We start from the raw sequence: 25730 nt of genomic DNA on the forward strand, positions 1-25730 counted from the left end.
CCCATCCTTTCCCGACGCCTGTCCCCTACCGAAGTAGTAGCACGCCGGCACGCACGGACTCGGTTCGCGCGGGTCCCGCGTCATCGAGCCTATGTAATGCTTGTACCGACGCACGCACTCCCCGACCGGTGTTTCCGCCGACGGGTGGTCGACAGCTCCGCTATACCCAAGCTCCGCGACACCGCAGAAGGAGGTCGGTCCTCAGATGGGATTGTTCTCGTCGGATGGCAGGTCACGCGCTCAACGCAAGGCCGAGGCGAAGGCTTTGAAGGCGAAGGCCAAGTTGGAGGCGAAGCTCGAGGCCAAGGACGCACGCAAGTCGGCGAAGGCTCAGCGGCGCGACGACCGCAAGTTCCGCTCGAAGGAGCTCAAACAGCAGCGCAAGACCGCGAAGGCCGAGGGCAAGGCCCAGGAGAAGGTGGTCAAGGCCGAGGCGAAGGCTAATGCGGCGAAGGCCAAGGCCCTCGCGGACGCGAAGGCGTTCAGCCCGACCAGCGTCCGCAGGTATCTGACGGTGGCGCGCCTCTTGTCGCCGATCATCGTGCCGATCGCCTACCGCGCGTCGGTGGCCGCTCGCGGTCAGCTGACGGCGTTGCAGGCGAGTCGCGCCGGGGTGGCCCCCGAGGTGCTGCGTCAGTTCTCCGGGCACGGGGCGACCCTGTCCGCGCGGATCAGCACGACCCGCGCGTCACTGGAGAAGGTGGCCGCCAAGGATTCCTCCGCCGAGGGTTCCGCCTTCGTGTCGGCGATGACGGCACGTCTCGACAACCTCGCGATCGCCGTCGACACCGCCGAATCCATGCCGACCGCGCAACGTCGTACCGCACATCAGTCGATCGAGTCGGAGCTCGCGGCGATCGACGCCGACATCCTCGCCCGACTGGGCGTCCGCGCCTGACCGTCGTGGCGTCCCGGTCCGGTGCTGGCTCTAAGATTGGCACGGACCGGCCGGATTGATTCACCGCGCAAGGGAGCGTGACGCAGATGACCGAACCCGAACCGAACAGCACCTCGCCCGACGATGGGTCGGGTGACTCGTCGAACGGGGTCACGGGTTCGTCGGAAGCAGGGCCGGGCGCAGCGGGATCCGACGCAGCGGGATCCGACGCAGCGGGATCGGACGCAGCGGGATCGGGCGAGAAGCCCGCCGCCGAGCAGGCACCAGTGAAGAAAGCGCCGGCGAAGAAGGCTCCCGCCAAGAAGTCGGCAGCCAAGACATCCGCGGCCAAGAAAGCTCCGGCGCGAAAGGCTCCCGCCAAGAAGTCGGCGGCGAAGCAGTCACCACCGAAACCGGCTGCCCCGCCCGCGGTCGAGACCCCTCCCGCTGCTGCGGAATCACCCGCACCCACGCCCGCCGACGACGCTCCGACGCCGCAGTACGACCCGGGCACGCCGAAGCACGTCGTCGCCAAGGCCGCGACCTCCAAGCCTCCCGTACGGAAGAAGGCGTCGACCGGTCCGTCGGGGCCCGCCTCCACCTCGCCGACGGCACCGTCGTCGCGCCCGTCACCGTCCGTCATCGACGCGGTCGCGGAATCCGACGCGCAGCGAGCGACTTTCGCTCAGCTCCGCGCGGGCGCGCCCACCGAATTGCCGACCGCCAACCGGACCATTCCGGTGGTCGCCGCGGCCGGCGCGCTCGGCATCCTGCTCATCCTCATCGCTATCCTCCGCCGCCGGCGCTGATCGGCCGTCCCGCGCGGTCGATGATCGCGGCCGCGACGTCGTCCGGTCGGCTCTCCGGCAACCAGTGATCAGCACCGTGGACGATACGGAACTCGTACGGCGCATCCACCCAGGTCGCGGTCAGTCGGGCTCCTGCCTTGCCGAGGGCGAAGTCCTCGTCGCTCCAGAGATAGGTCGTCGGGATGACCACCTTCGGTGTCGCGCGATCGTCCGTGGTCCAGAACGGCATCCCGCGATACCAGTTCAACGCACCGGTCAACGCCCCTGACGTGACGATGTCGTCGTAGAACCTCCCGGCGAACGGCTCGGGTAACCCCATCCGCGCACCGCCACCCGCCTCGGGCCGAAGTGCCTTGGACAGGAACAACTCCGGTAGCTTCGGCAGGTTGAACGCCGCCATGTACCACGACCGCAGCAACTGGCCACGCGGCATCGCCTGGATGAAAGCCGACGGATGCGGCACCGAGATCGCCGTCAGCGTCGTGATGCGGTCGGGATGTCGCGCGGCCACCGCCCACGCCACAAAGGCGCCCCAGTCGTGGCCGACGAGGTCCACCGTGTCGACCCCGAGCGCGTCGATCAGTGCGATCACGTCGCCCACCAGTTCGCCCGCGCGATAGTCGCGGCGGCGCGACGGGCGCGCGCGTGGCGAGTATCCCCGCTGATCCGGCGCGATGGTCCGGAAACCCTTCTCGTGCAACAGCGGAACGACGAGTTCCCATGCCGTGGCGCGCTGCGGAAACCCATGCAGCAGCACCAGCGGCGACCCGTCGATGGGGCCGCTGTCGATCACGTCGAACACGTACGACCCATTGGTGAACTCGGTGAGACGCTGCGTCATCGTCAATCCCCTCCCCGTCGGATGCCCTGACCTTACTGGGATGGTGCCCACACTCGGCAAGGCCTGGTGCGACGACCTGCTCGAGAAGCGAGCCGTCCGCGAGGTCGATGCCTCGCGGACGGCTCGTCGATCCCCGGTCAGGTCAACGCGTAGACCGTGGTCCCACCGACCGTCGTGGCGGTGTAGTTCTCCGCGACCCAGGTGGCGATCTCGGAGTTGCCGCCGGGCCCGCCCTGTCCACCACCGATGTAGTAGGCGATCTTGCCCGACTGCACGTAGGAGATGAACTGCTGCAGCGTCGGTGCGGGATCACCGCTCCATCCGCCGATGGCCATCACAGCGGTGCCGGTCGCGATCTCGATACCTGCCGCCGACTGGGAACCATTGGTTGCCGCCGCCCACTCGTTGTCGGTGGACTTCAACAGATTCACGAGCTCCGTGTTCGATGAGATGTCGCCACCACCGCCCGGACCGCCACCGCCGCGGACACCGTCCTGGGCCGAACCCTGCTGTGTCGAACCCTGCTGGGCCGAACCCTGCTGGGCTGTCACACCGTTCGGCGGAGTGCCGCCACCTCCTCGGCCACCGGTGCCACCCATGCCGCCGGGGCCGCCCATGCCGCCGGTCTCCATCGAGGTCTGGACGGCGGTCGGGATCGACCCGCTGTGTGCGGTCGCCGCGGTGGCGATCGAGAACGCAGCGGTACCGCCGAATCCGGCCAGTGCACCGGCGATCACCGCTCCCGCCACCACCTTCCGCCAGGCCATCACGCTGCCGACGAGCACCGCGATCACACTGATCGCCGCGATCGCGCCGATCATCCAGCGGCACCACACCGGCCCGAAGTCGTTGCGGTTCACCAACACGATGGACCACCAGGCCGCGAGTCCGACCATGCCGGCCAGCGTGATCCGGCCGTCCCAATGATCACGTCTGCGCCAGGCGAACACGCCGCCGATACCGATCAGCGCGCCGATCGCCGGTGCCAGCGCCACCGTGTAGTACGGGTGGATGGTGCCGCTCATGAAGCTGAAGATGAGCCCGGTCACGATCAGCCAGCCGCCCCAAGCGACCATGGCGCCACCCTCGATTCGGTTGATGCCGTTGGTGAATCGGAACATGGGGAAGCTGCGCACCATCAGGTACAGCGCGAATACGAGAGCCAACAGCGCCACCGGGAGCAGCCAGGAGATCTCGTTGCCCATCTCGGAGCTGAACAGTCGGTTGAGTCCGGTGGCACCGCCGAACGAACCGCCGGCCTGACCGCCGCCGCCTCCGCCACCGCCGCTTCCTCCGCTGATCCGGCCGACGCCGTTGTAGCCCCACACCAGATCCATGAAGGTGTTGTCGGTCGATCCGCCGATGTAGGGCCGCGCGGACGCGGGCACCAGCATGGTGACGACGACGAACCATCCGGCCGACACGACGAGCGCCACCGTGGCACCGATCAGGTGCCCGATCCGCTTGAGCCAGCCGTTGTTCGCGAACATCAGGTAGGCCAGCCCGAACGCGGGCAGCACCAGCAGTCCCTGCAGCATCTTGGTGAGGAACGCGAAGCCGAGCGCGACTCCGACCAGCGCGAGCCACCGGCCCGAGTTGGTCGCGATCGCCCGGGTCAACGCGTAGCCGGCGGCCACCATCAACAGCACCAGCAGTGCGTCAGGGTTGTTGAACCGGAACATCAGCGCCGCGGCGGGGGTGAAGGCGAGGACGGCGCCGGCGATGAGCCCGGCCGCCGTACCGTGGCGCGGGTCGGCGAAGGTGCGGCGCATAGCGCAGTAGAGCAACGCGACGGCCGCGACACCCATCAGCGCCTGCGGGACCAGCACCGCCCAACTGTTCATGCCGAACAGCCGAACCGACAATCCGGTCAGCCACAGCGACGCCGGAGGCTTGTCGACCGTGATGAAGTTCGACGAGTCGAGGGCCCCGAAGAACCAGGCCGTCCAACTCTGTGAACCGGCCTGGGCGGCGGCGGCGTAGAAGGTGTTCGCATACCCGCTGGCCGACAGATTCCACAGGTAGAGGATCGCCGTGGCCACCAACAGGCCGGCCAGTGCGAACGGGCTCCAGCGGACCGCGCGCTCGCGGCGCAGCCTGTCGGCGATGCGGCGGCCACGACGGCCCGCCCGAGGTGGCGGTTCGCCGGGTGTCTGGGCACCCGGACGTTCCAGCACTGTGGTCATGAGGTCCTCCTGTGTGGGATGTGTTGATCCCACAGTGGGCCCCGGTACTCCGGTCAGGCTGGATGGTGGCTGGGAGAAACCTGTGAGCGCTGCCGCGATCGTCAGCCGACGGCCAACACCCGCGCGGGTGCACCCGTGCCGCCGGCGAAGCGCGGGACGCCGACGACCACGGCCGCACCGGCGGGCTGCACCGAGGACAGGTTGGCCATCGCCTCGACGGCGTAGCGGCCCGCACCGAGGATCGCCGTGTGCGCACCGACGGCTCCACGCACGTCGACGCTGAGGGTGTCCGTGCCGATCGCGACGACATCCCGTTCGCGGACCAGCATCAGCACCGCATCGGGATCGAAACCGGGGGCGTCGGGACCGCCGGTCCGCGGCTGCCACCCGCTGTGCAACGCGACCAGTGCGCCTCGCGGGATGCGGCCGTGCCGGCGCTCGTACTCCTCGACGTCCCGTTCGGTGAGGGTGGCACGACGGTTTGTGCGTGCGCGCGCGGCGATGCTGATGACGGCCAGCGGTGCGACGAGATCCTGCGCCGCGATCCGATCGATGGTGATCCCGTTGCCGATCTTGTGCGCGGGCGCGTCGACGTGGGTGCCGGAATGTTCGGAGAACGACATCCAGCGCGTGGCGAAGCCACGGTTGCCAGGTCCCACCGCCGACGTCGGGACGGCCACCACAGGCGCGTTGCCCGGCCATTGCGGAAAGTCCCCGGACAGCACGTGGGTCAGATCGATGACCCGCCGACCCTGCGGCTCAGTTGTCGGGGGCTCCGCCGGGGCGGCCGACGCCTCACCCGACGCTCCGAACGCCACCGCACCGACCACGCCGCCTGCGGCGAGACCACCGGTCATCTGCAGGGCGGTCCGCCGCGAGAACCGTCGCGCCTCCTCGTGCGCGTGGCGGACCAGCTCGTCGTCACACATGGTCGACGTCGCTCACGCCGCCAGACGAACCCGCAAGATGCGGTCCGAGCCGCCGTTGTCGGTGCTCACCAGCAATGAGCCGTCCCGGTCGAGCGCGAGGGCGCGCAACCGGCCGTAGGTGTCCTGCAACGCGTCAGTGGTGCGGACCGTCGCGTTCCCCGCACCGTTCAAGGTGACGAACACGAGATGCTTGCCCTTCTGCGCCGAGATCGCCACGGACCCACCGAGCGATCCCCAACCGCTCGACGGCAGGAACTGCAGCGCAGGCGTCGCGATGGTGGGACTGCCGGACTTCCACACCGCGCCGACCGCACCGGGCACCCGGACCGGGTCGGTCATCGGCACCGATTCGTCGTAGATGAACGGTGCGCGGTCCGGCTTGTAGCCGTAGTTGGCGCCCGCACGAAGGAGGTTCAGTTCGTCGTCGGTGCTGGTGCCCTGCTCGATGGCGTACACGCGGCCGCCCTGGGTGACCGCGACCCCCTGCACGTTGCGGTGGCCCAGGGTGTAGATGGGACTACCCGGATACGGGTTGCCGGCCGCGGGCGTACCGTTGGCGTTGATGTGGAGAACCTTGCCGCCCAACGAGTTCCGGCTCTGCGGGTTGGTCGGGATGGCGTTGTCGCCGGTACCGATCCACAGCGAGCCGTCGGGTGCTGCGGTGAGTCCGCACCCGGCGTGCCGTCCAGACGAATTGACCGGGATGCCGGTGAGTACGGTCCGCTCGCGGACCATGTTCGTCCAGTCGCCGCTGACCCGCCAGGACACCACGTTGATCACCTGGCCGGTGTTCGGCCAGGGCAGTGGCAGATTCGCCGCCGAACCCGGGACGATCGCCGCGCTCCCGCCGGTCGTCTCCGCCTGACATGAATAGACGCGCCGGGTCTGCGCGAACCGCGGATCCAGCGCCAGCCCCATCAGGCCGGCCTCCTTGGTCGCGAAGATCCGCGAGAGGTCGGCGCGCACGGTCCGCCGCTCACCCCCGGGCATCACTGCGACGAACTTGCCCACGCGTTCACCGGTGAGGATCACGCCGTCCGGGGCGACGACGATGTCCCACGGATGGTCCAGGCCGGAGGCGACGGTGGACACCGCCAGCGGTGGGGCGGCATTCGCCGATCCGGCGGTACACAGGCCGGCGACCAGAGCTCCGACGGTCAGGCCGACTGCTGCGGCGCGCTTCGCGAGGGCACGGGTGGGCACAGTCCGGGATCGAAGTCCGTTCACGTGGGTACGGTAACCCGCCGCCGACGACGACCGCGGCAGGTCGACGGGATCGTGTCCGATTTCCCCGGTCGCGGCTCCTTCGCGTCAGAGGCCCTCGCGCCGGGGGCGTCACGGAAAACCGCCCCCGACAAGCGCCCTCACGAGCGGAGGCGTCGACATAGTGTCGACGCCTCTGCTGCGAGGGGCGGATGTCCGGGGCGGTTCTCCGGAGGGCCCGCCTATCCGCCGCCCCGGGGAACCCTCAGCGACCCGGCAGGTATTTCAGCGCGCGGATCGCGTACGGCGTGACGGCACGATAGACGCCCTGCGGAATGCCGGGCGCCCGGTCGATGCCGAGGAATCGCTGCTCGGCGACGGTCTGCGGCTCGGTGTACTTGAGCAGGCCTTCCTCGCCGTGGCGGCGCCCGACGCCGGAGATGCCCATGCCGCCCATCGGTGCCGCCGTCGACGCCCACGCCGCCGCGTAGCCCTCGTTGATGTTGACCGTGCCGGCACGCAGCTGATCGGCGATCGCGTTGGCCTCGGCACTGCTCCCCGCGAAGACGCTCGCGTTGAGGCCGTACCGGGTCGCGTTGGCCAGCTTGACCGCTTCGTCAGTGGAGTCGACGGGGTAGATCGAGACGACCGGGCCGAAGGTCTCCTCGGCGTAGCAGGTCATCTCGTCGGTGACGTCGGTCAGCACGGTCGGCTCGAAGAAGAACGGGCCGAGGTCGGCACGACGACGACCGCCCGCAAGGATCTTGGCACCCTTCGACACCGCGTCCTGCACATGCTCCTCGGCGGTGTCGATCTGGGCCGCCGATGCCAGCGAGCCCATGTCGGCGGTGAAGTCGTAGGTGGCGTCGAGCTTCATCGCGGACACGAACGCGCCGAACTTCGCGGTGAACTCGTCGGCGACGGCCTTGTCGACGTAGAGCCGCTCGATCGAGATGCAGAGCTGTCCCGAGTTCGAATAGCACGCGCGCGCGGCACCTTCCACGGCGCGATCGATGTTCGCGTTGGCACTGACGATCATCGGGTTCTTGCCGCCGAGTTCGGCGGAGAATCCGATCAGTCGACGGCCGGCCTGCTCGGCGAGCGCGGCGCCGGTCTCCGACGACCCGGTGAACATCACATAGTCGGCGGAGGCCACGATCGCCTGTCCGACAACACTTCCCGGTCCCGGCACCACGGCATACAGCTCGGCCGGCAGCCCCGCTTCATAGAGCAGCTCGGCGAGTGCGAGTGCGCAGTACGGTGTCTGGCTGTCGGGCTTGATCACCACGCCGTTGCCGGCGAGGAGTGCTGCGACGGCGTCGGACACGGCGAGGGTGAGCGGATAGTTCCACGGACTGATCACGCCGACGACGCCCTTGGGCTGGTAGCGCACACGAACACTCGTGGCGCCGGGCAGCATGCCCTTGACCTTGTGCTCGGCCAACGTCTTGGGCCCGGTGGTCGCGTAATACCGCGCGGTCAGCGCGACGTCGATGACCTCTTCCTGGGCGTAGATGCGCGCCTTGCCGGTCTCGGCCTGCGCGATGTCCATCAGCTCGGCGGCGTTCTTGTGCACGAGCTCGGAGAACCGGTCGAGCACCTCGGCTCGCTCGGCCGGAGTCCGGTGCGCCCACCCCTCCTGAGCGGCGCGTGCACGCGCGACCGCGGTCTCGAGATCCTCGGCGGTTCCGACCGGGATCGTCGCCATCTCGACACCGCTGAATGCTTCCAGCACGGGCCGGGTGGGCCGGGCGGCGGCGTCGTCGATGGCCACCAGCGCGGCGAGCCGGCGGAAGTAATCGGGCGTGGGCTTCGGCATGATCGGTCCCTCAGCTCTCGGTGGTGGTGTCGGTGTCCGGGGCGGCGTCGGTGCCCGGGGCGGTGTCGGTGTCCGTGGCGGTCTGTGTGTCCGTGTCGCCGGTCTCGGACACCAGCACGATGCCGTCGTCGTCGGAGTAGACGATGTCGCCGGGGTTGAACGTCTCCCCGCCGATGGTCAGCGGGATGTCACGGTCACCGACTCCGGTCTTGCTGGACTTGCGCGGGTTGGTGCCCAGCGCCTTCACGCCGATCTCCATCCCGCCGATCGCCTTCGCGTCGCGGATCGCGCCGTTGACGATGATGCCGACCCAGCCGTTGGACCGCCCGAGTTCGGCGATGATGTCGCCGACGAGCGCGGTGTGTACCGACTCGGCGCCGTCGACGACGAGCACCCCACCGGGATTCGACTCGGAGAGGATGGACTTGAGCAGGGCGTTGTCCTGGAAGCACTTGACCGTGGTTACCCGGCCGACGAACTCACGGTGGCCGCCGAACTGGGTGAACTGGGTGTCGCAACTCCGGACGAGGTCGCCGATCTCATCGACGAGGTCGGCGGTCGGCGTGAAGGTCAACTCGGTCATGGCGACCAGTTTATGCGGATCGACCGGTAGATGTTACCGGCGGGTACAGCTACTGCCCGGCACCGGCCGACCCCGGACGGATCGCATCGATCGCCTCGGCCAACTCGTCCGGCCGGTCGAGGACCAGGAAGTGCTGTCCGGCGATGAGCACCCGCGATGCCCCGAGCATCTGCGCGTACCGCGTCTGCTTCCACGCCCAGTAGTGGCGCCACGGCCGGACCCCGTGCACCGCGCCGACCACGACCCGCGGCACGCCGGGCATCGGACGTCGGCGACGAAGCGACCGCAGATCAGCGTTGAGAGCGGGAAAGGCCGCATGCTCGATCAGCGTCGCGCGCACCATCGGCCGCTGCCCGAAGACCGTCGTCGCCCAGTACTGCTGCGTCCCGTCGAATCCCTCGGGCGGCGCCGGTAGCAGTCGCGGCCGGAGGTCGGCGCTTCGCCGTCGCAGACCGAGGCCTCGACTCAGCATCTCGACGACGCTGTCGAGGCGTCGCGCGATGAAGGTCCGGCCGCGTGTGGGCAGCATCCGCCACGGCACCATCACGAACGAGCCGTCGATCATCACGACACCCGCGGTCCGTTCCGGACACCGTCGCGCGAACGCCTCCGCGTAGATCGACGCCATCGAGTGGGCGACCACCGTGACCGGTCCGTCGATGCCCACCGCGTCCAGGACCGCGCAGATCCTGTCGACCTCCCCGTCGAGCGTCGGATGAGCCAGTGGCCCAATCGGTTCCGACAGGCCGTAGCCGGGGCGGTCATAGCGGATGACCCGCCACGATGCACGGAGCCGATCGGTCAGTGGATCGAGATCGAACCAATTGCTGCCCAGGGCGGCCAGCAGCAGGAGGGGTGGGCCGTCGCCATCGTCGAGAACGTGCAGCGAGCTGTTGTCGACGTCGACGAGGCGGCCGGGAGGTCGGTGGGTCACCGTGTCGTCACCCATGACCGCGGATGTCGGTCGATGGATTGCATCTGCCATCGGTGCGGGCTCGGCGCGCCGTGCGCGCGGTAACGTCGACGTCGCGTCGCCCTGGTCCGAGATGAATGTCGAAGGAGCCGCCGAGGTGTCCCAGCCACGAGAGCGCGATCCCGCGCTCGGCGAGGTGTTGACCGCCGTCGGCCACCTGGTGCGCGGCACCGTGCGCCCGAGGCCGCCGGACGTCAGATTGATGCAGTCGATCACCGATGCCGGGCCCCCGGCGGGCGACCAGACCGTCACGGTCCGAGCCTTGCCTCAGGTCACTCGACGAGTGCCGGCGATGGGACTCGTAGAGGGTGCGGCTCCCCTCCGGCGCCTGGACTCCGCCCTGACGTCGTTCGTCGTCGAACACCCTGCAGCCACCTTTCTGGTGGACCCCGGTTTCTGCCGGCAGGCACGTGACCGTGTACTGCCCGAACTGCCGTTCCTGACCCGACGGGTGGTCACGCCACCCAGGACAACGGTGAGCACCGTGGACGGGCTCAAGAGACAGCCACCGGCTCGACAACCCGAGTTCGCGCTGCCGACCCATGCTCACTGGGACCACGTGTGCGGCCTCCTGGACCTTCCCGGCCTGCCGGTGCTCCTCCGCGACACCGAGCACGCGTGGATCCTCGACGGCGTGCGTCCCCCGGCCGGAGGTGTCCGACCGACCCTGACCGACGGCAGGCCCGTCCGCACCTACGGCCTCGACGGCCCGCCCGTGTTCACGTTCACCGCGAGTCATGACCTGTTCGACGACGGATCGGTGGTGCTGGTCGATCTCGCCGGACACACGCCCGGAAGCATCGGTGTCCTCGCGAGAACCGCGCGTGGATGGGTACTGCTCGCCGGAGACGCCGCGTGGCACCACGAGCAGGTCGATCGGCTCAGGCAGAAACCCGCCTTCCCGGGCGAGTTCGTCGATGACGACCGAGACGCCGCCTTCGCGACGCTGCATCGACTTCACCTCGTGCGGCGTCACATCCGGGTCATCCCGACCCACGACTCGACGGTCACGGCGCATTTGTGTGGGTGACCTGGCCCGTTGCCCTCGCGCTTTTCCTCTAGCCCTCCTGCGGCTTCGCCAACGGGAAAGCCAGGGATTCGCGGATCGACTGCCCGGTGATCAGCATGACCACGCGGTCGACGCCGACGCCGAGACCGCCGGTCGGCGGCATCGCATACTCGAGTGCCTGCAGGAAGTCCTCGTCGAGTTCCATCGCCTCCGGGTCGCCACCGGCCGCCAGCACCGACTGCGCGGTCAACCGATTGCGCTGCTCCACCGGATCGGTCAGCTCGGTGTAGGCGGTACCGAGTTCGACGCCCCAGGCGACCAGGTCCCAGCGCTCGGCCACGCCCGGAATCGATCGGTGGGCGCGGGTGAGCGGCGACGTCGACGTAGGGAAGTTGGTGTAGAACGTCGGGAAGGTGGTCCGGTCCTCGCCGAGGTGCTCGTACAGCTCGAGGACGACCTGGCCGGCATCCCAGTCGGGCCGATGCGCGATCTCCAGCCGGTCGCAGATGGCGCGCAACGTCTCCACCGGCGTCTCGGGTGTCACCTCTTCGCCGGCGCCCTCAGAGACCACCTCGTGCACCGTCTTGACCGGCCACGCACCCGAGATGTCCACGCGCTCTTCGTTTCCGTCGTCGTCGGTGCGCACGATCACCGGCTCTCCGTACGCTGCGGTGGCGGCGTACTGGATCATCTCCCGCGTCAGGTCGAGCATCTTCAGATAGTCGCTGTGTGCCTCGTAGGCCTCCAGGCTGGTGAACTCCGGGTTGTGACTGAAGTCGACGCCTTCGTTGCGGAAGTTGCGCCCGATCTCGAAGACCTTCTCGACGCCGCCGACGCACAGTCGCTTCAGGTAGAGCTCCGGTGCGATACGCAGATAGAGATCGAGGTCGTAGGCGTTGATGTGCGTCTGGAACGGCGTGGCGTTCGCCCCGCCGTGGATCTGCTGCAGGATCGGCGTCTCGACCTCCAGGTAGCCGCGCTGGGCGAGAAAGTCGCGCAACGACTTCACCACCAGACTGCGGGTGGCCAGCAACTCGCGGCTGCGAGGGTTGATCGCCAGGTCGACATAGCGCTGACGCACCCGGGCCTCCGGGTCGGTCAGTCCGCTCCACTTGTCCGGCAGCGGCCGCAGGCACTTGCCGTTGAACCGCCAGGCGTCGATCAGGATCGACAGCTCGCCGGATCGGCTCTGACCCACCACACCCCGCGCCTCGATCAGATCGCCGAGATCGACGTCCGCCCCGAAATCCGGAGTGCCGGGAATGACCCGGGACTCCTCGACCAGCACCTGCACCTGACCCGACCAGTCGTGCACGTCGGCGAAGGACACCTTGCCGAAATCGCGGAGCCGCGTCACGCGGCCCGCGATGGTCACCACGGTGCCCTCCGGTTCGGCGATCGCCTGGGCGATCGAGTGCGTCGGCGGATCGGAAGGCGGGTAGGGATCGAAGCCGTCGGCGACGAGTCGCTCCATCTTGGCCAGTCGCACCCGGACCTGTTCGGGCCGATGCACTTCCACCGCCGACTGCTCGGCCTCGGCGTCGAGCTCGTCGATGAGTGCGTCGACGTCGACTCCGGCCGGGATCGCCGACACCCCCTCGGTGTAGTGGCGGGCCCGCCCGAACCTCGGTAGCTGAACGAATCCCTCGGTGACGATCGCGGCGAGCCCGACCCGCGGCAATACCGCGTTGTCCTCGAAGCACAGGTAGCGCGGCTGCCAATCCGGCCGGTACTTGGCGTTGGACTTGTAGAGCGACTCCATCTGGAAGAACCGTGAGCCGAACATCAGTGCCGAATAGGTCGCGCGCATCACGGGTCCGGCCCCGATCTCGGCGCCGTGCTCGAAGAAGGCGCGGAAGGTCGCGAAGTTCAGCGAGATCTCGGTGATGCCGTACTGCTCGGAATTCTTCGCCAGTTCGGTGACCATCGTCTCGACGATGCCGTTCACCGAGTCGCGGTCGCGGCGCATGACGTCGAGTGACACCCCGGTGCGCCCCCAGGGGACGAACGACAGCATCCCGACGACCTTCTCCGCGTCGGTCCCCTCGTTCTCGACCGCCTCGACCAGGAGACAGTTGCCGTCGGCCGGGTCGCCGATGCGGCCGAGCGCCATGGCGAAGCCGCGTTCCTCGTCGGTGTCGCGCCAGGCGTCGGCGCGTGCGACGACCTGGGCCATCTCGGACGGCTTCCCGTCGATCGAGCCCCCCTTCCCGTCGATCGAGCCTGTCGAGATCTCACTGTGTCGCCGGATGCGGATCGTGATGCCGGCACGTTTGGTCCTGGTGACCGCCTGGCGCACACCGCGCATGGCGGGTCCGTTGATGCTGTAGTCGCGGGTGTAGAGGATCGCCTCGTCTCCGATGGAGAGTGATCCGAAGCCGGCGGCGTCGTAGGCCGCGGCACCGCGCGCACTCGATCCCATGGCCGCGGGATGCCAGCCGTACCTGTCACAGAGCGTGAGGAATTCGGCGATCGCGTCGCCCCAGGACTCCGGGTCACCGATGGGATCGCCACCCGCGAGCCCCACCCCGAGCTCGACGCGGTAGGTGATCGCCGCACGACCGTCCGGCGAGAACACCACCGCCTTGTCGCGACGGGTGGAGAAGTAGGCGAGCGAGTCGTCGTCGTTGAACCGGCCGATGAGGGCACGGATCAGTCGTTCGTCATCGGCGGTGATGAGCGCCTTGAGCCGGACCGACCGGAACAGTACGACCGCGGCGACGATCAGCGCGACCGCGCCGAACAGTCCGAGCAGGCCGTTGACGGGCGCGAAGCTGTGCCGGCCGTCGAAGGTGGTCTCCTGGTCGATGGCGCCGAACGCGACGACGCGGTTGAACGCGTACGGCAGCCGGTCCGCGCGGGTCAGGGTGTGCGGGAACAGCCACACCAGCCCCCAACCGAGCAAGGTGCCGATCGCGAGACCGCAGATCAACGCGCCGATCGCCCGCAGCACCGCACCCCGACGGACCCGGGTGTAGAACTGCCGGTACGTCGCGAGCAGATAGATCAGCGCCGCGACATCGATCACGATGCCGATCCACAGGTTGATGCGGTCGTTGTCGGTCACCGACAGTTCGTCGGCCAACGCCGGGATCAGGTAGATGACGTTGCCGAGCGTGTACAGCGCGAGGTAGACCACGCAGATCCACCACGCGATGCGTTTGCGCATCGACAGCGCGAACGCGACGAGCGCCAACACGAACGCCCACGCGAAGCTGGTGTCGGGCAACGTGATGATGAAGGTGTCCACGTAGTCGCGGGGGACGTGGATGAGATGCCGGAAGAACGGGAGCACGCTCGACAACAGCGAGATCGTGGCCAGCACCCCGACGACGGTTCCCGCGATCCGCGGCGCCAGACGCCCGAATCCGCTCGGGGTCCGGATGTGGTCGATCAGATCACGTGAGCGACGCTCGGCAGCGGTCTGCGGACGATCCGCGGCCGCGGTGGCGAGATGGTCGGGGGCGTCTTCGGGCAGCGCGGCGCGCGACGCTTCCAATGTCATGGACCAACGTTAACCGGCCGGGCTCGCCGAACACGGTGTCGTTGGGCAAGATGTCGGGGGTGGACGAGATACCGATCCGGGACGCGTCGATCCGATTGGGCCAATTCCTGAAGCTGGCCAACCTCATCGACTCCGGCGCCGAGGCGAAAGAGGTCATCGGCGACGGCATGGTGTCGGTCAATGGTGAGGTAGAGACCCGGCGGGGCCGACAATTGGCGCCCGGGGATGTGGTGGAACTCGGAGATCAGGCCGCGCGTGTCGGCAACGACTGACTGATCACGACTTGAGGCGCCGGAGTTCGGCGGGACTCGCAAGCCTCTCCGCCTCGGCAGGGAACATCCGTGCAGGACGCGATCGCCCGAATCGACCTACGCTGATCGAACTCAGCTTGGCGCCTCGGCGAGGACCGGAGAATGTATCAGCCAACCTCATGACCAATCACTTCCCTTGTTTGCTACATCGGACCTGAACTTCGCTTTACTGTAGTCGGTCGGTTACCCGCACCCAAGCCATAAGTGACGTCGAAAAACGTATTCTCCGCCACACCTGATCACGCTCCGGTCAGGTCGTCCGGCCCGAGATCGCTGGCATCCGGTACATCGATGTTCCCACCTGCGCTGTTACATCTGTGGTAGCGACAGACCCTCGATGTAGTTCGTTCGAATGGACCGCGCACCGGGTTCGTCGCGGCCGCGATCTCAGGCGAGTCCCGCCAGGAAACCGTGCGCCCACTCGACGGCCGTCACGCCCGGACGCACCTGGAAGGACCTGTAGACCCCGTGCGCCCCGGATTGCAGGAACTGATCGAACGCCCTGATCTGTTCACGGGCGCGGGTATTGGACAGTTCATCGACGATCTTCCCGGGCCCGCCCAGGGTCGTCAGCTCGGCCACGATGGCTCCGGCCTCGGCCTGGTACTGCGCGATCTGGCTCGGCGTCGGGTCGCTGGTCTCCGCGAGGTATCCGACGATCCTGGTGATGAAGTAGTCGCGGGGCACGTTGCAGTAGAGGTCCGAGGGTTGGCAGATGGTGAACGCCCGCGGCAGTACCCAGCCCATGCCGTCGAGCCGGGGACCACCACTGCCCTCGCCGTTCAGCGCGGGGCCGATCAGGTTGTCGCGCCGCGAGCGACGCGGGTCGGCGATCAGCACGACGCCGGCGACCTGTCCCGGCCGGATCTCCGCACGGCCGGTTCCGATCTCCGACGCGACATCCCCGGCGGCGTCGGCGCCCTGGCTGTAGCCCGTCAGCGCGATGCGCGTGCCGGGGCAGCGGCGCAGCATGGAGATCGCGAGGCCCTTGGTGTTGGCGACGGCCTGGGCCTTGGATTTGCCGTAGACGGCCTTCTCCCACGGGAACGCGGTCGCGTTGTACCCGACGAACTGCACGCGTGTCTCGGGGCCGAGCCCCGACGTCACCTCGCCCATGATCCCGGGGCTCGTGCCGTTCGCCCAGGTGCCGGGAATGGCGAGCACGTAGATCTTCGGGCATCCGGGTGGTGCCGCGGCGGCGGGTGCGGCCGTGACCACCACCGATCCGATGGCCATCAGCGTGGCCGCCACTCCGGCGATCAGTGCGCGCAGCCGCATCCTCGTCCCTCCCACTGCCATCGGGCCCGTCCGGGTTCGCGCTCCCGAGTGTAGTGGCCCGACGCGGGACTGTCGGCGCATCGAGAAGGCCATCCGAAATCCGGCCTGTGCCGAATAGCGGTATATCCCTGCATCGTTGCCGAACAAGGAGTCGCCGTGGTCGACGTGTCCCGTACGTTCACCGTCCAACGCCCACCGGCCGAGGTCGTCGCCTATCTGCGCGATTTCGCCAACGCCGTCGACTGGGATCCGGGGACGGTGCGGTGCGAACAGATCGGCGCCGACCCGGTGGGTCTGGGCACGAAGTGGCACAACACCACCAAGCTCTACGGTGTCACCACCGAACTGGTCTACGAACTGACCCGCGACGATCCCGACCATCTGACGTTCACCGGCACCAACAAGACGGCGACGTCGGTCGACGACCTCTCCTTCGGGACGAGCAACGGAACCGGCGACGGACCCGCGACGATCATCACCTACCACGCACACGTCGAGTTCAACGGCGCCGCGCGGTTCGCCGACACCCTCGTCCAGTTCGCGTTCGACCGCCTGGCCGAACCCGTGGAACGGCAGATGACGCAGGCACTGACGTCGATCTGAACGACGCAGGCGTCAGACCCCGACCTCGACGAGCGACGCGTCCAGCACGGCCTTGGCGAGGTGGCAGGCGTCGTCCGGAAGGGTCGGCACCCGAAGCGCCTCCACCCGCACCACACCGTTGATGACCGCGAGTGCCAGATCGACGAGCGTCTGGGCCTCGTCGGCGCTCAGCTCGGGCCGGCACATCATCTGCAGACGCCGCCACTCGCTGACGTACTCGAGATAGGTGCGCGCGAGCAGCGCGAGTGAGTCGTCGTCGAGCAACACCGTGTGCGACAGCAACACCGCGATCAGGTCCCAGTGCGCGTAGGCGAAGCGCGCGTAACCGGACAGCAACTGGTCGAGGGCACGGGCGGGATCGGCGGTCTGTCCGAGCACCTGGCCGAGCTCGAGCCACATCACGTCGAACGCGCGCCGGATACCGCACACCAGGATCTCGAGTTTGCTGCCGAAGTGGTTGTAGACGCTCGGGCCGGCGATACCGACGGCCTCGCCGATGTCGTCGAGGCTCACGTTGGGGTAGCCGCTGACGGCGAACATCGTGATCGCGGTGTTCAGCAGGGCCTCGCGACGTGCCAACGGCATCAATCCGCCGGCCGGATCCGACCGCACCGGCCCGGGTGCGGAGTCGGGTGACGGGCGTGACCGGACGGCGTGCCGCCCGGCAGTGACGATGGCATTCGCCGCCGCCATCAGCATGCGCGGCTGGTCGGCGTGGGACACCGACAACGGCCGGTGGCCGGGCCAGTTCACCACCGCGAGCATCGCCCAGGTGGTGACGTGGGCGGGCACCCGGTCGGGCCCCGAGTCCGCGCCGACGATGCCTGCGGCCCGGTCGGCGACCGTGCGGATCCGCGCCAGGATCGCCGCGCGCTCGTCCGGATCGAGATGACCGTTGTCCCGGCTCCAGGCGAGGTCCAATGCCTGCGACGCCGTCGCCACGTGCACGATGCTGCGTGTCATCTCGAGCGGATCGTCGACGCCGTCGACCGCTTCCTCGTACCTGCGGACGGACTCGTCGAACGAAGCGACCAGCAGGTCGTGCTTGTTGCGGTAGTGGCGGTACAGCGCGCTCGGGACGATGCCGACCCCGGCGGCGATGTCGCTCATCCCCACGTTGTGGAAACCCTCGTTGCGGAACAACTCCGCGGCGGTGGTGAGGATGTGCTGCTTCCGGTCCTTCGGGCGGGTGCGCCGGTAGGGACCATCCGCGCGGGCAGTCGTCATTCGAATCCTGTCAGGTCGTGAAGACGTGGTTGTCCTCCGAACGGGGGACAACCACATCTCCCACTCTGCTACAGAGTGGGCCCAACAGACCCGAGAACGCACGCAAATCGCAGGAACGTCACAGTCCGGACTTCGCTGGTCAGGTCTCCGCTCAGCGCTGGGCGACCTGCGTCGGGTAGATCGGCGCGGGACCGGATCCTCATTCGTGCACTGCCGTCACCTTCCAGTGCGCAATGAGATGCCCGGCGACATCAGCATCGAGCAGGACGGCCGCGCGGAATCCGGTCAACAGATCGACCGAGAGGTCCGGCTCGCTCTCCAGCAACGGCATGGACATGTCGTACAGGGCTATCTGCTCGTGCACGGCGTCCGCTTCGACATGCTCATCGAAGAACCGAGTCGCCTCGTCGCCGAACCCGAGCCTCCGCAACCCCTCCGCATACCTCTTGTTCGGGATGGACGACGTGCATTCGAGCGCGAGGAGGTGTCCGACGACGGCGGCCCGGAGTCGACGGCGGGACGCGAAGAGTGACAACGTGTTCGACCACGCCAGGGTGACCGCGGGAAGGGTTTCGGCATAGGCGCCGTAGTCGCTGGAGAGTCCGAGGGAGTTCATCGACCGAGCGAAAAGAGTGGCATGCATGTCCTCTTCCCTGCCACCGCCGTACTCGTCGCTCTGGATCTCGACGAGTGCCGCCTTCGCCCGGCCGGTCAGCCTGGGGATCGCGATCGTATGCGGATCGGCTTCGCGAAGGTGATACAGCGACCGATGACGCAGAAGGTCCCGATAGTCGGCCGCGGTCCCCTCGCACCGGAGATACGACGACAGGGCGGGCGCGGCGATGCCGTCGAGTTCACGTCGCACCCGTGCGGGCAGCTCTTCTGCTGTGCACGGATCCATCGCACCCACACGATCGCGGATGGCCGCCTCCAGGGCGTCGCCGATGTCCAGTCGTAGCGAGGCCACCGCGGGATGGTCGTTCCACCGATCGTCGACCCCGCACACTCCTCGCCCATCGAGTTCGCCGATGATGAACCACGCTCGTTGCAGATCCAGATCGTCGAGCAACGCACGCCCGGCGGGCTTGGCGCTCAGGACGTGGGCGACGTCGGTCAGATCGACGCCCGACGTCGTAGGCCTCTCCCGCAACATCCTCCACACGATCAGACTCAGGGGGCCACGGGGCTCGAGCATCGGGCACCGGGTCGGAGTCTGCCCGGCCGCGGTCATGATTCTCCGCCCCGCCGATGTCGACACCGCCGGATGCCGGCGTCGCTCATCATGGACTCATGGACATCCCCACAGAACGTCGATCCACGCCCACCGGACACGGATCGGCGCGGATAACGGTCACGCCGGGTGGCCCGCTGGTGGTTCGCGGTGACGTCGAGATCGTGGACGCCGCCGGAAACCCCATCCCACGGCACCGCGCCACCGTGGCCCTCTGCCGATGTGGCCGCTCGAGCATCCAGCCCTACTGCGACGGAACCCATGCCGTCGGTCGTCCGCCCATTCACGGCGACTGACACGACTGCCACCTCCCTTCGATCCGTCGGTGGATGGCTCGGGCGATCTGGTGAACGGTGTCCGGGCCGAGGCCGGCCTCGAGTCCGGTCACCTCGATACCCAGGCGACCGTCCACCATCGGGGAGCCCTCGATCTGCAGCACCCAGCGCCCGCGATCGGGTCGAAATGCGATCATCTCGCCGAGTGCGGACCCGCCGTCGATCTCGGGTGACCACCCGATGAGCACCGGGACCGGAAAGACGTCCGAGCCACTCACGGGACGACCCGCGAGAAACAGGATGTCCTCCATCGGGGTGGTCGCGGCATCGATCCACCGCCGCGCGACATCCGCACTGACTGTCGGATCGGCGCCCGCCTCGATCGGGATGATCGCGCACAGCACGAAGTCGCCGACGAGGTTCTCCCCTCCGGGCGGTCGACGCGAGACCGGGGTCGCCGACAGCACCCGCCGGTCCCCCGTCACCTCGGCCAGGGTCTCGGCGATCTCCGCGCGGAATGCCTCGACTGCGGTGATACCCCTGGCCGCTGCGTGAGAACGGAATTCCCCGAAACCGGCCGCCGAGACCTGTGCAGTCTGTCGGATCACCGCGCGGTCCCGGATCCCTTCGACCCGAACGCCGCCGAGCGTCCACGCCGAGTCCGGGAGCGACGCAAGATGTTCGAGTCGGAATCCATCGTCTGAATTGCCGCCGGCGCACGGGGCGGGCATGCACACGTCGGCCCCGGGAAGCGGCGGCAGGTCTGCCCCGCACAGCAGTCTGTCCATCTCCGACGCCAGGAGGGCGAGGGACTGACCGTCGGCGGCGATGTGATGCGCGACGGCCACGACACCGCTGATCGACCCGAGCGCATCGATCACCAGGGTCACGGCGAGCGGCAGACCCGAGCGGACGTCCAGGCGCTCGGCCATCCCGTCGGCAACGGCCTCCAGATCATCTCGAGTCGGATACGTCGAGGCCGTCACCCTGTCGACGACCAGGCCCGTCGGCACGTGCGGGGCCACTCGCCGGACCGGACCCTCGACGGTGTCGGGGAACGATGACCGCAGCGCCGGATGCCTGTCCAGCAGAACGCCGATGATCCGCTCCAGGTGCTCGGCCGATGGCCCGGCGCCCACTGGGACCAGCCACCCGACACGGATGATCTGAGCATCGGGGTCGTCCCGGGCTCGGCTCACGGTTCGCTGCGCCGGTGTCAGCGGAGTCTCGCGGTCGGCCGTCGTGCGGTGCTCGTCGGGTCCGTCCGGCGGACTCAACGGCGCGGCCACCGGCGGATTCGTCAGTTGCGCAGCGACCGATGCCAGATCCGTCGCACGCAACAGATCGTCGGGCCCGATCTCCCGGTGCCCCGCCTCCACGAGCCGCTGCACGATCCGGATCACCGCCAGTGAATCACCGCCCTGTTCAAGAAAGCTCGCATCCGGGTCCACCGTCGTCAGGCCGAGAACCTCGCCCACGATGTGGAGTAGCAGGACTTCTCGCCATCCATCAGGTACCCGGCCGTGTCGCCGGTCGGCCACGGCCAGTGCGCACAGAGCAGCGGAGTCCAGTTTGCCCGTAGCCGTCCGGGGGAGTTCGTCGCACACGACGACCCGCGCCGGAATCATGTACGGCGGCAATGTCAGTGCAAGCTTCCGACGCAGCTCCCGAGGCCCCGCCGGCGCACCACACTCGGAGACGACGAACGACACCAGCTCGGACCTGCCTGACGGCAGCTCACGCATGATGGTCGCCGACCGTGCGACACCGGCGATCCGGGCGAGTGCGGTGTCCACCTCACCGAGTTCGATCCGCAGACCGCGCATCTTGACCTGGCCGTCGCGCCGTCCCAGGACGCGCACCTCACCGTCCGCCGTCCACGTCGCGAGATCACCGGTGCGGTACATGACCGGGTCGGCCGAGATCGACGAATCGAGGAAGACCTCGGCCGTGAGCTCGGGAGCGCCCAGGTACCCATCGGCGACCTGGGGACCGGACACGTGCAGCACGCCGATTGCGCCCGGCGGCTGGGGGCGCCCCCATCGATCGAGTATCGCCTCCGTCACCCCGACCATGGGAGGCCCGACAGTGACCGGACACCCCGGGAGCATCGGGCCGGAGAAGTTGACGCTGCATCGTGTCTCGGTGGGTCCATACGCATTTCGCAGCGGGACCCGGGCGCCCCAGGCGTCCACGATCGATGGCGGAACCCGCTCCCCGCCGAGCACGACCTGCTGGAGTTGGTCGCAGAGCTCACGCGGCAGCGTGTCGAGGACCGAGGGGGTCACGATGAGATGCGTGACCTTTGCCTCGTCGATGAGGCGTGCGAGCGGAGCACCCGCATCGACGCCGGCCGGCGCCACGACCAGCGTGGCACCCGTGGCGACCGCGGACAGCATGTCGACGAGACCGGAGTCGAAGGTTGGCGAGGACACGTGAAGCATGCGTGAGTCCGGTGACAGCGCATACGACTTCCGGATCTCCGCCACCAACGCGGGCAGTCCTCGGTGCGGCATGTCGACACCCTTCGGCTCTCCCGTGGAGCCCGAGGTGAACAGCACGTAGGCCCTATCATCGGGGCCACGATCCAGTCCGGGTAGATGCCGGTGTTTGACGCCATCGTTCGGGCCCGCTGCGGCGATGTCGATCTCGATCCATCGGGTGGGTCCGACCTCGTGGTGGCCGGGAGCGCTCAGCCCGACAGCGACGTCGAGTCGCCCCAGGATCTTTCGCTTCCTGGCGACAGGCAGCGTCGGGTCCATCGGCAGCCACACCGCTCCGGCGCGGATCACCGACCAGAAGGCGACTACCGAGGCGGCCGACCGTTCCAGCGACACGGCGACCGCGTCCCCTGGTCTCACCCCCGCGTCGATGAGGGTCTGAGCCCAGCGGTCCCCCTGATCGAGCAGGTCCGATCGTGACAACGCCAGCCCGCCCGACACGAGACCCGGCCCGGCCGGATCGTACTGGGCGTACTCGTCGAGCAGTGCGGACGTCGGCGCGAATGGCGGTGCAGGAGAACCCGATCGACTCCGAAACAACGTCCATTCGCCGGGCAGGAAGATCGACTCCGCGGGAACAGGTCTGCCGTCGTCGATCTCGACCAGGGTGGCGGAGAGGAATCGGTCGAACCGACGAGCCAGGTCGTTCAGTGCTGCGGTGTCGAACCGCGTCGCCGGGGCTTCCCAACTGATCCCGCGATCACCGTGTTCGTCGGCCGGGTGCACCGTCATCGAGACATCGGTGACCGGCCCCGTGCGCAGCACCTCGACGTCCCATCCCAGGCCCGGCACGTCGGGAATCGTCACGTCCGGCAACAGGTTCACCATGGGGCCGAAGTCGACCGTGTCGTCACGACCGCGCACCATGTCCTCTCGGCGATGCAGCTGATGGCGTAGCGCACCGACGATCGCGATCCTGACGTCGGCCACCGCCTCGGCAGCGGTTCGATCGCCGATGCCGTCCAGCGTCAGCGGCACGACGGTGGACAGCGGCTGGACCGCACGTCGTCGCAGGGCCGACGTGCGCGCCGCGACCGGTAATCCGAGACCGATGTCGGCGCGATCCAGAAGCCGAGCGCAGAAGCCGGCGAACGCAGCGACGGTCTCGTCGGTCGAGGGTGGTCGGGGACTCGAGATCCGGTGGGTGACACGGGTCAGACGGGATGTCGGTTCGGACGGCATACCGCCGGCGAGGAGTGCAGGTTCGTGCCGGTCGAGAACGTCGCCCCAGTAGCGTGCGTCATCTCGGTAACGTCCCGAGGCCGCGTACGCAGCCTCGGCGGCCTCGAGGTCCTCGTCGGCGGGAAGTTCGAGCCCGAACGGGTCGGCTGTCCCCGCGTACACGTCCGCTATGTGCGACACTACGCGGAGCGCACCGGCGCCGTCGGTCAGCACATGATGCACTCGAATCACCCAGCGATGCAGTTCCGGCGAGAGCACATGCAGCTCGCTACGCCACAGTGGCTCGGTGAGGTCCGCCCCATCGGCCGCGTCGACGAACTCGGCTGTGCGCCGGGCACTTGCGGTCATCGGGTCACCCACCGGCGGCCGCAGATCCACCACGGTGACGGATTCGCATCCAGTAGGTCTGCGCCGCAACGGCTCTCCGGCCCCGACATCCGCCGGCGACAGGCCGGCGGGGATGTGCACATCCCTCCAACCCACGTGGTCGAGCACGGCATCGACCGACAAAGTCAGCCGCTCGACATCGAGCGGACCGGTGATGGTGACCGCGAACGCGACGACATGGGAGACGTCGGGGCGCAGAACCTGTGCGAGCCACAGCGCTCGTCGGGTGGCACTCATGCCGACCGCCCTCCCCGGTGCACACGTCCGATCACTGCCATACGGCACGCGACCCGCTGTCGCCGATCCGGTAGACCGTCACCAATGCACCGAGCGCGACGATCACCGTCGCCGCGCCGATCACGATGTCGACGATTCGTCGTCCTCTCGGCGAGAGATGCAACCGGCTCGCGAGGTACTCGCGAGCCCGTTCGTCGTGGAGAACCCACCACACCACCGACAGCGCGAAGAGTGGCCCGACCCAATAGATCATCTGCTCGCCGAGTCTGGTGTGGCGTTCCACCGCGTCCGTGTGTGGGACGCGCTTCTCCAACGCCTCGCCGGCGCTCGTGGCCAGCGGCACCATGACAAGCGCGACGAGTGCCACCAGCGGTGTGAGGAATCCCAGCCGACGACGCGCCGCCGGCCAGACGACCCCCAGGATCGTCATGACGGCGGCCACGGGTACGAGTACCACCACACCGTGCACGAACAGCGGGTGTGCCGGGATGCCATTGATGGTGTCCACGCGACGACGGTATTCCCGCCGAGTTGAAAGGACGCTGAGAGCGCTCCATCGCTACCAGAGCTCACGCTCCGAGTGCGCGTGCGAACATCGGCCACGATTGATGCATCTGGTCCTGCCAGTATCCCCACGAGTGTGTTCCGGTCGCGGGGAACCTCACCGTGGCCGGGATTCGGAGCTGCGCGAGACGCTCTGCCAGGGACACCGTGCACGATCGGGCCGCCGCTTCGTCGAGGCCGCCGACGACGATCTGCTCGGCGAGTTCGCCGGCGTTCCCCGCGATTCTCCGGTCAGCAAGGTTGTCGTGCGCACCGGGAAGGCCGGAGGCGGCGCTGATCCAGAGTGCCGGTGTACGCCGAGACAGCTTGTACGCGTTGATGACCGGGTCTTGAGCAGCCCACTCGGGGTCACCCGGCGGTCCGTACATGTTGCTGGCGTCGGCACCGCCGGGCACTGCGGCGACGACACGGAGAAGGACCTGGCCGCGGCCCGAGGCGGTGTCGGCGCACCCCGAGTACGCTCCGACTGCCCGGTAGAAGCCGGGATGGTTCTCTGCCAGTCGCACCACCGAGGTCCCCGACATCGAGATCCCGGCTATCCCGCGCGCCCGACCCGGACCCGACGTTCCGTGTGCGTTCTCGAACGCGGCCGGCAACTCCGCGGTCAGGAAGGTCTCCCACCGCAGAGGCCTCGCGGTCTTGACCCCGAAGCGGAAGTTGGCGGACGGGTCCACGCGCCGCCAGTCTGCGTAATAGCTTGCCGCACCGCCGATCGGCGTCACCGTCCACACATTCTTGCGGGCGTAGAACGCATTCGCGTCGGTCGCGTGCGTCCAGTCGTCGTTGTCCTCTCCACCCGTGGAACCGCTCAAAAGGTACATGACGGGCGCGGCCGGACTCCGGTTCGCGGGTGACTGGACGAGAACCGGCACCTGCGTCCGCATCGATCGCGACCACACGGAAGCGACGAAATTCCTTGGTGACAGCCGGGTCTCGCGGTAAGGCAAGCCTGCACTGGCGTGCGCGTAGCGGACGCCCGCCAACGTATCCGCCCCGGCGTGGGGCGACGTGGCGACACTCAGACCCGCTGCCACCGTGATGAGCGACAACATCACTGAGCCGATCCTGGCGATGGATGTGAGCGAGATGCGATGCATGTGTGGGCTCCCGGGTCGACGCGAGCTCGGGGGCGTGGAAGCCGAGCTCTGTCATAGTAGGCACATGCGGGGTCGTGCAGCGTGACGATTGGGTCACTTGTCC

General features: G+C 68.3%; 20 protein-coding genes. 6 read left to right on the forward strand and 14 right to left on the reverse strand.

All coding sequences use genetic code 11. The annotated features are described in order from the left end of the window. Positions 1-205: 205 nt before the first annotated feature. Together D7316_RS17335 and D7316_RS17340 are read left to right on the forward strand one after the other, a co-directional pair. Entirely contained in the window at positions 206-898 is a 693-nt protein-coding gene (locus tag D7316_RS17335) for a DUF6474 family protein (RefSeq protein ID WP_124709361.1), read from the forward strand. 86 nt (positions 899-984) lie between these two features. After that, complete coding sequence (locus D7316_RS17340) at positions 985-1686, forward strand: hypothetical protein (protein ID WP_124709362.1); 702 nt, start codon at positions 985-987, stop codon at positions 1684-1686. Here D7316_RS17340 and D7316_RS17345 read toward each other — a convergent pair. The 7 genes from D7316_RS17345 to D7316_RS17375 all read right to left on the reverse strand — a co-directional run bounded on the left by D7316_RS17345 (position 1664) and on the right by D7316_RS17375 (position 10196). Then, positions 1664-2527, reverse strand: a complete 864-nt coding sequence (locus D7316_RS17345; protein ID WP_124709363.1) for an alpha/beta fold hydrolase — start codon at positions 2525-2527, stop codon at positions 1664-1666. The two genes, D7316_RS17340 and D7316_RS17345, sit on opposite strands and share 23 nt — an antisense overlap. Positions 2528-2664: 137 nt before the next feature. After that, complete coding sequence (locus tag D7316_RS17350; protein WP_124709364.1) at positions 2665-4713, reverse strand: ArnT family glycosyltransferase; 2049 nt, start codon at positions 4711-4713, stop codon at positions 2665-2667. 101 nt (positions 4714-4814) lie between these two features. Continuing rightward, complete coding sequence (locus D7316_RS17355; RefSeq protein ID WP_124709365.1) at positions 4815-5642, reverse strand: cyclase family protein; 828 nt, start codon at positions 5640-5642, stop codon at positions 4815-4817. Positions 5643-5654: 12 nt separating this feature from the next. Beyond that, the gene (locus D7316_RS17360) at positions 5655-6845 is read right to left on the reverse strand and encodes a PQQ-dependent sugar dehydrogenase (RefSeq protein ID WP_124711407.1); all 1191 of its coding nucleotides are present in this window, start codon (positions 6843-6845) and stop codon (positions 5655-5657) included. Positions 6846-7110: 265 nt separating this feature from the next. Further along, positions 7111-8664, reverse strand: coding sequence for a succinic semialdehyde dehydrogenase (locus D7316_RS17365; protein ID WP_124709366.1), 1554 nt, complete (start codon positions 8662-8664; stop codon positions 7111-7113). A 10-nt stretch (positions 8665-8674) separates the two neighbouring features. Then, on the reverse strand, positions 8675-9247 hold the full coding sequence (rraA, locus tag D7316_RS17370; protein WP_232016949.1) for a ribonuclease E activity regulator RraA: 573 nt from the start codon (positions 9245-9247) through the stop codon (positions 8675-8677). A 49-nt stretch (positions 9248-9296) separates the two neighbouring features. Further along, on the reverse strand, positions 9297-10196 hold the full coding sequence (locus tag D7316_RS17375) for an alpha/beta hydrolase (RefSeq protein ID WP_124711408.1): 900 nt from the start codon (positions 10194-10196) through the stop codon (positions 9297-9299). A gap of 121 nt (positions 10197-10317) precedes the next feature. On the opposite strand from D7316_RS17375, the gene D7316_RS17380 reads away from it, so the two are divergent. Next, positions 10318-11250, forward strand: coding sequence for an MBL fold metallo-hydrolase (locus D7316_RS17380; RefSeq protein ID WP_232016951.1), 933 nt, complete (start codon positions 10318-10320; stop codon positions 11248-11250). 28 nt (positions 11251-11278) lie between these two features. On the opposite strand, the gene lysX is transcribed toward D7316_RS17380, so the two are convergent. Continuing rightward, entirely contained in the window at positions 11279-14734 is a 3456-nt protein-coding gene (gene lysX, locus D7316_RS17385; RefSeq protein ID WP_124709368.1) for a bifunctional lysylphosphatidylglycerol synthetase/lysine--tRNA ligase LysX, read from the reverse strand. A gap of 50 nt (positions 14735-14784) precedes the next feature. On the opposite strand from lysX, the gene D7316_RS17390 reads away from it, so the two are divergent. Next, entirely contained in the window at positions 14785-15006 is a 222-nt protein-coding gene (locus tag D7316_RS17390; protein WP_124711409.1) for an RNA-binding S4 domain-containing protein, read from the forward strand. A gap of 426 nt (positions 15007-15432) precedes the next feature. Here the strand turns inward: D7316_RS17390 and D7316_RS17395 are convergent, their stop codons facing one another. Then, on the reverse strand, positions 15433-16281 hold the full coding sequence (locus tag D7316_RS17395) for a cutinase family protein (RefSeq protein WP_232017199.1): 849 nt from the start codon (positions 16279-16281) through the stop codon (positions 15433-15435). A gap of 198 nt (positions 16282-16479) precedes the next feature. On the opposite strand from D7316_RS17395, the gene D7316_RS17400 reads away from it, so the two are divergent. Beyond that, positions 16480-16926 (forward strand): SRPBCC family protein, encoded by a 447-nt coding sequence (locus D7316_RS17400; protein WP_124709369.1) that lies wholly within the window; start codon positions 16480-16482, stop codon positions 16924-16926. A gap of 12 nt (positions 16927-16938) precedes the next feature. Here the strand turns inward: D7316_RS17400 and D7316_RS17405 are convergent, their stop codons facing one another. Continuing rightward, the gene (locus D7316_RS17405) at positions 16939-18153 is read right to left on the reverse strand and encodes a TetR/AcrR family transcriptional regulator (RefSeq protein WP_164473809.1); all 1215 of its coding nucleotides are present in this window, start codon (positions 18151-18153) and stop codon (positions 16939-16941) included. Positions 18154-18352: 199 nt separating this feature from the next. Then, positions 18353-19384: an iron-containing redox enzyme family protein gene (locus D7316_RS17410; RefSeq protein ID WP_232016952.1), complete on the reverse strand. Its 1032-nt coding sequence runs from the start codon at positions 19382-19384 to the stop codon at positions 18353-18355. Positions 19385-19443: 59 nt separating this feature from the next. On the opposite strand from D7316_RS17410, the gene D7316_RS17415 reads away from it, so the two are divergent. Next, positions 19444-19680 (forward strand): CDGSH iron-sulfur domain-containing protein, encoded by a 237-nt coding sequence (locus tag D7316_RS17415; RefSeq protein WP_124709371.1) that lies wholly within the window; start codon positions 19444-19446, stop codon positions 19678-19680. Here D7316_RS17415 and D7316_RS17420 read toward each other — a convergent pair. From D7316_RS17420 to D7316_RS17430, 3 genes are all read right to left on the reverse strand, one after another. Further along, the gene (locus tag D7316_RS17420) at positions 19668-23966 is read right to left on the reverse strand and encodes a non-ribosomal peptide synthetase (protein WP_124709372.1); all 4299 of its coding nucleotides are present in this window, start codon (positions 23964-23966) and stop codon (positions 19668-19670) included. The two genes, D7316_RS17415 and D7316_RS17420, sit on opposite strands and share 13 nt — an antisense overlap. A gap of 31 nt (positions 23967-23997) precedes the next feature. Then, positions 23998-24474 (reverse strand): DUF2231 domain-containing protein, encoded by a 477-nt coding sequence (locus D7316_RS17425; RefSeq protein WP_124709373.1) that lies wholly within the window; start codon positions 24472-24474, stop codon positions 23998-24000. 61 nt (positions 24475-24535) lie between these two features. Further along, positions 24536-25582, reverse strand: a complete 1047-nt coding sequence (locus D7316_RS17430) for an alpha/beta hydrolase (RefSeq protein WP_232016953.1) — start codon at positions 25580-25582, stop codon at positions 24536-24538. Positions 25583-25730 lie beyond the last annotated feature (148 nt).

The organism is Gordonia insulae (assembly GCF_003855095.1).
Lineage (GTDB): Bacteria > Actinomycetota > Actinomycetes > Mycobacteriales > Mycobacteriaceae > Gordonia > Gordonia insulae.

What these genes read in the sequence shown, in the direction of transcription:
- D7316_RS17420 (WP_124709372.1), bottom strand. Translation starts at nt 23,966, where the DNA reads ATGAGTGCCACCCGACGAGCGCTGTGGCTCGCACAGGTTCTGCGCCCC.
- D7316_RS17340 (WP_124709362.1), top strand. Translation starts at nt 985, where the DNA reads ATGACCGAACCCGAACCGAACAGCACCTCGCCCGACGATGGGTCGGGT.
- D7316_RS17410 (WP_232016952.1), bottom strand. Translation starts at nt 19,384, where the DNA reads ATGACCGCGGCCGGGCAGACTCCGACCCGGTGCCCGATGCTCGAGCCC.
- D7316_RS17405 (WP_164473809.1), bottom strand. Translation starts at nt 18,153, where the DNA reads ATGACGACTGCCCGCGCGGATGGTCCCTACCGGCGCACCCGCCCGAAG.
- rraA (WP_232016949.1), bottom strand. Translation starts at nt 9,247, where the DNA reads ATGACCGAGTTGACCTTCACGCCGACCGCCGACCTCGTCGATGAGATC.
- D7316_RS17335 (WP_124709361.1), top strand. Translation starts at nt 206, where the DNA reads ATGGGATTGTTCTCGTCGGATGGCAGGTCACGCGCTCAACGCAAGGCC.
- D7316_RS17390 (WP_124711409.1), top strand. Translation starts at nt 14,785, where the DNA reads ATGTCGGGGGTGGACGAGATACCGATCCGGGACGCGTCGATCCGATTG.
- D7316_RS17415 (WP_124709371.1), top strand. Translation starts at nt 19,444, where the DNA reads ATGGACATCCCCACAGAACGTCGATCCACGCCCACCGGACACGGATCG.
- lysX (WP_124709368.1), bottom strand. Translation starts at nt 14,734, where the DNA reads ATGACATTGGAAGCGTCGCGCGCCGCGCTGCCCGAAGACGCCCCCGAC.
- D7316_RS17365 (WP_124709366.1), bottom strand. Translation starts at nt 8,664, where the DNA reads ATGCCGAAGCCCACGCCCGATTACTTCCGCCGGCTCGCCGCGCTGGTG.
- D7316_RS17345 (WP_124709363.1), bottom strand. Translation starts at nt 2,527, where the DNA reads ATGACGCAGCGTCTCACCGAGTTCACCAATGGGTCGTACGTGTTCGAC.
- D7316_RS17430 (WP_232016953.1), bottom strand. Translation starts at nt 25,582, where the DNA reads ATGTTGTCGCTCATCACGGTGGCAGCGGGTCTGAGTGTCGCCACGTCG.
- D7316_RS17395 (WP_232017199.1), bottom strand. Translation starts at nt 16,281, where the DNA reads ATGGCCATCGGATCGGTGGTGGTCACGGCCGCACCCGCCGCCGCGGCA.
- D7316_RS17375 (WP_124711408.1), bottom strand. Translation starts at nt 10,196, where the DNA reads ATGGGTGACGACACGGTGACCCACCGACCTCCCGGCCGCCTCGTCGAC.
- D7316_RS17350 (WP_124709364.1), bottom strand. Translation starts at nt 4,713, where the DNA reads ATGACCACAGTGCTGGAACGTCCGGGTGCCCAGACACCCGGCGAACCG.
- D7316_RS17355 (WP_124709365.1), bottom strand. Translation starts at nt 5,642, where the DNA reads ATGTGTGACGACGAGCTGGTCCGCCACGCGCACGAGGAGGCGCGACGG.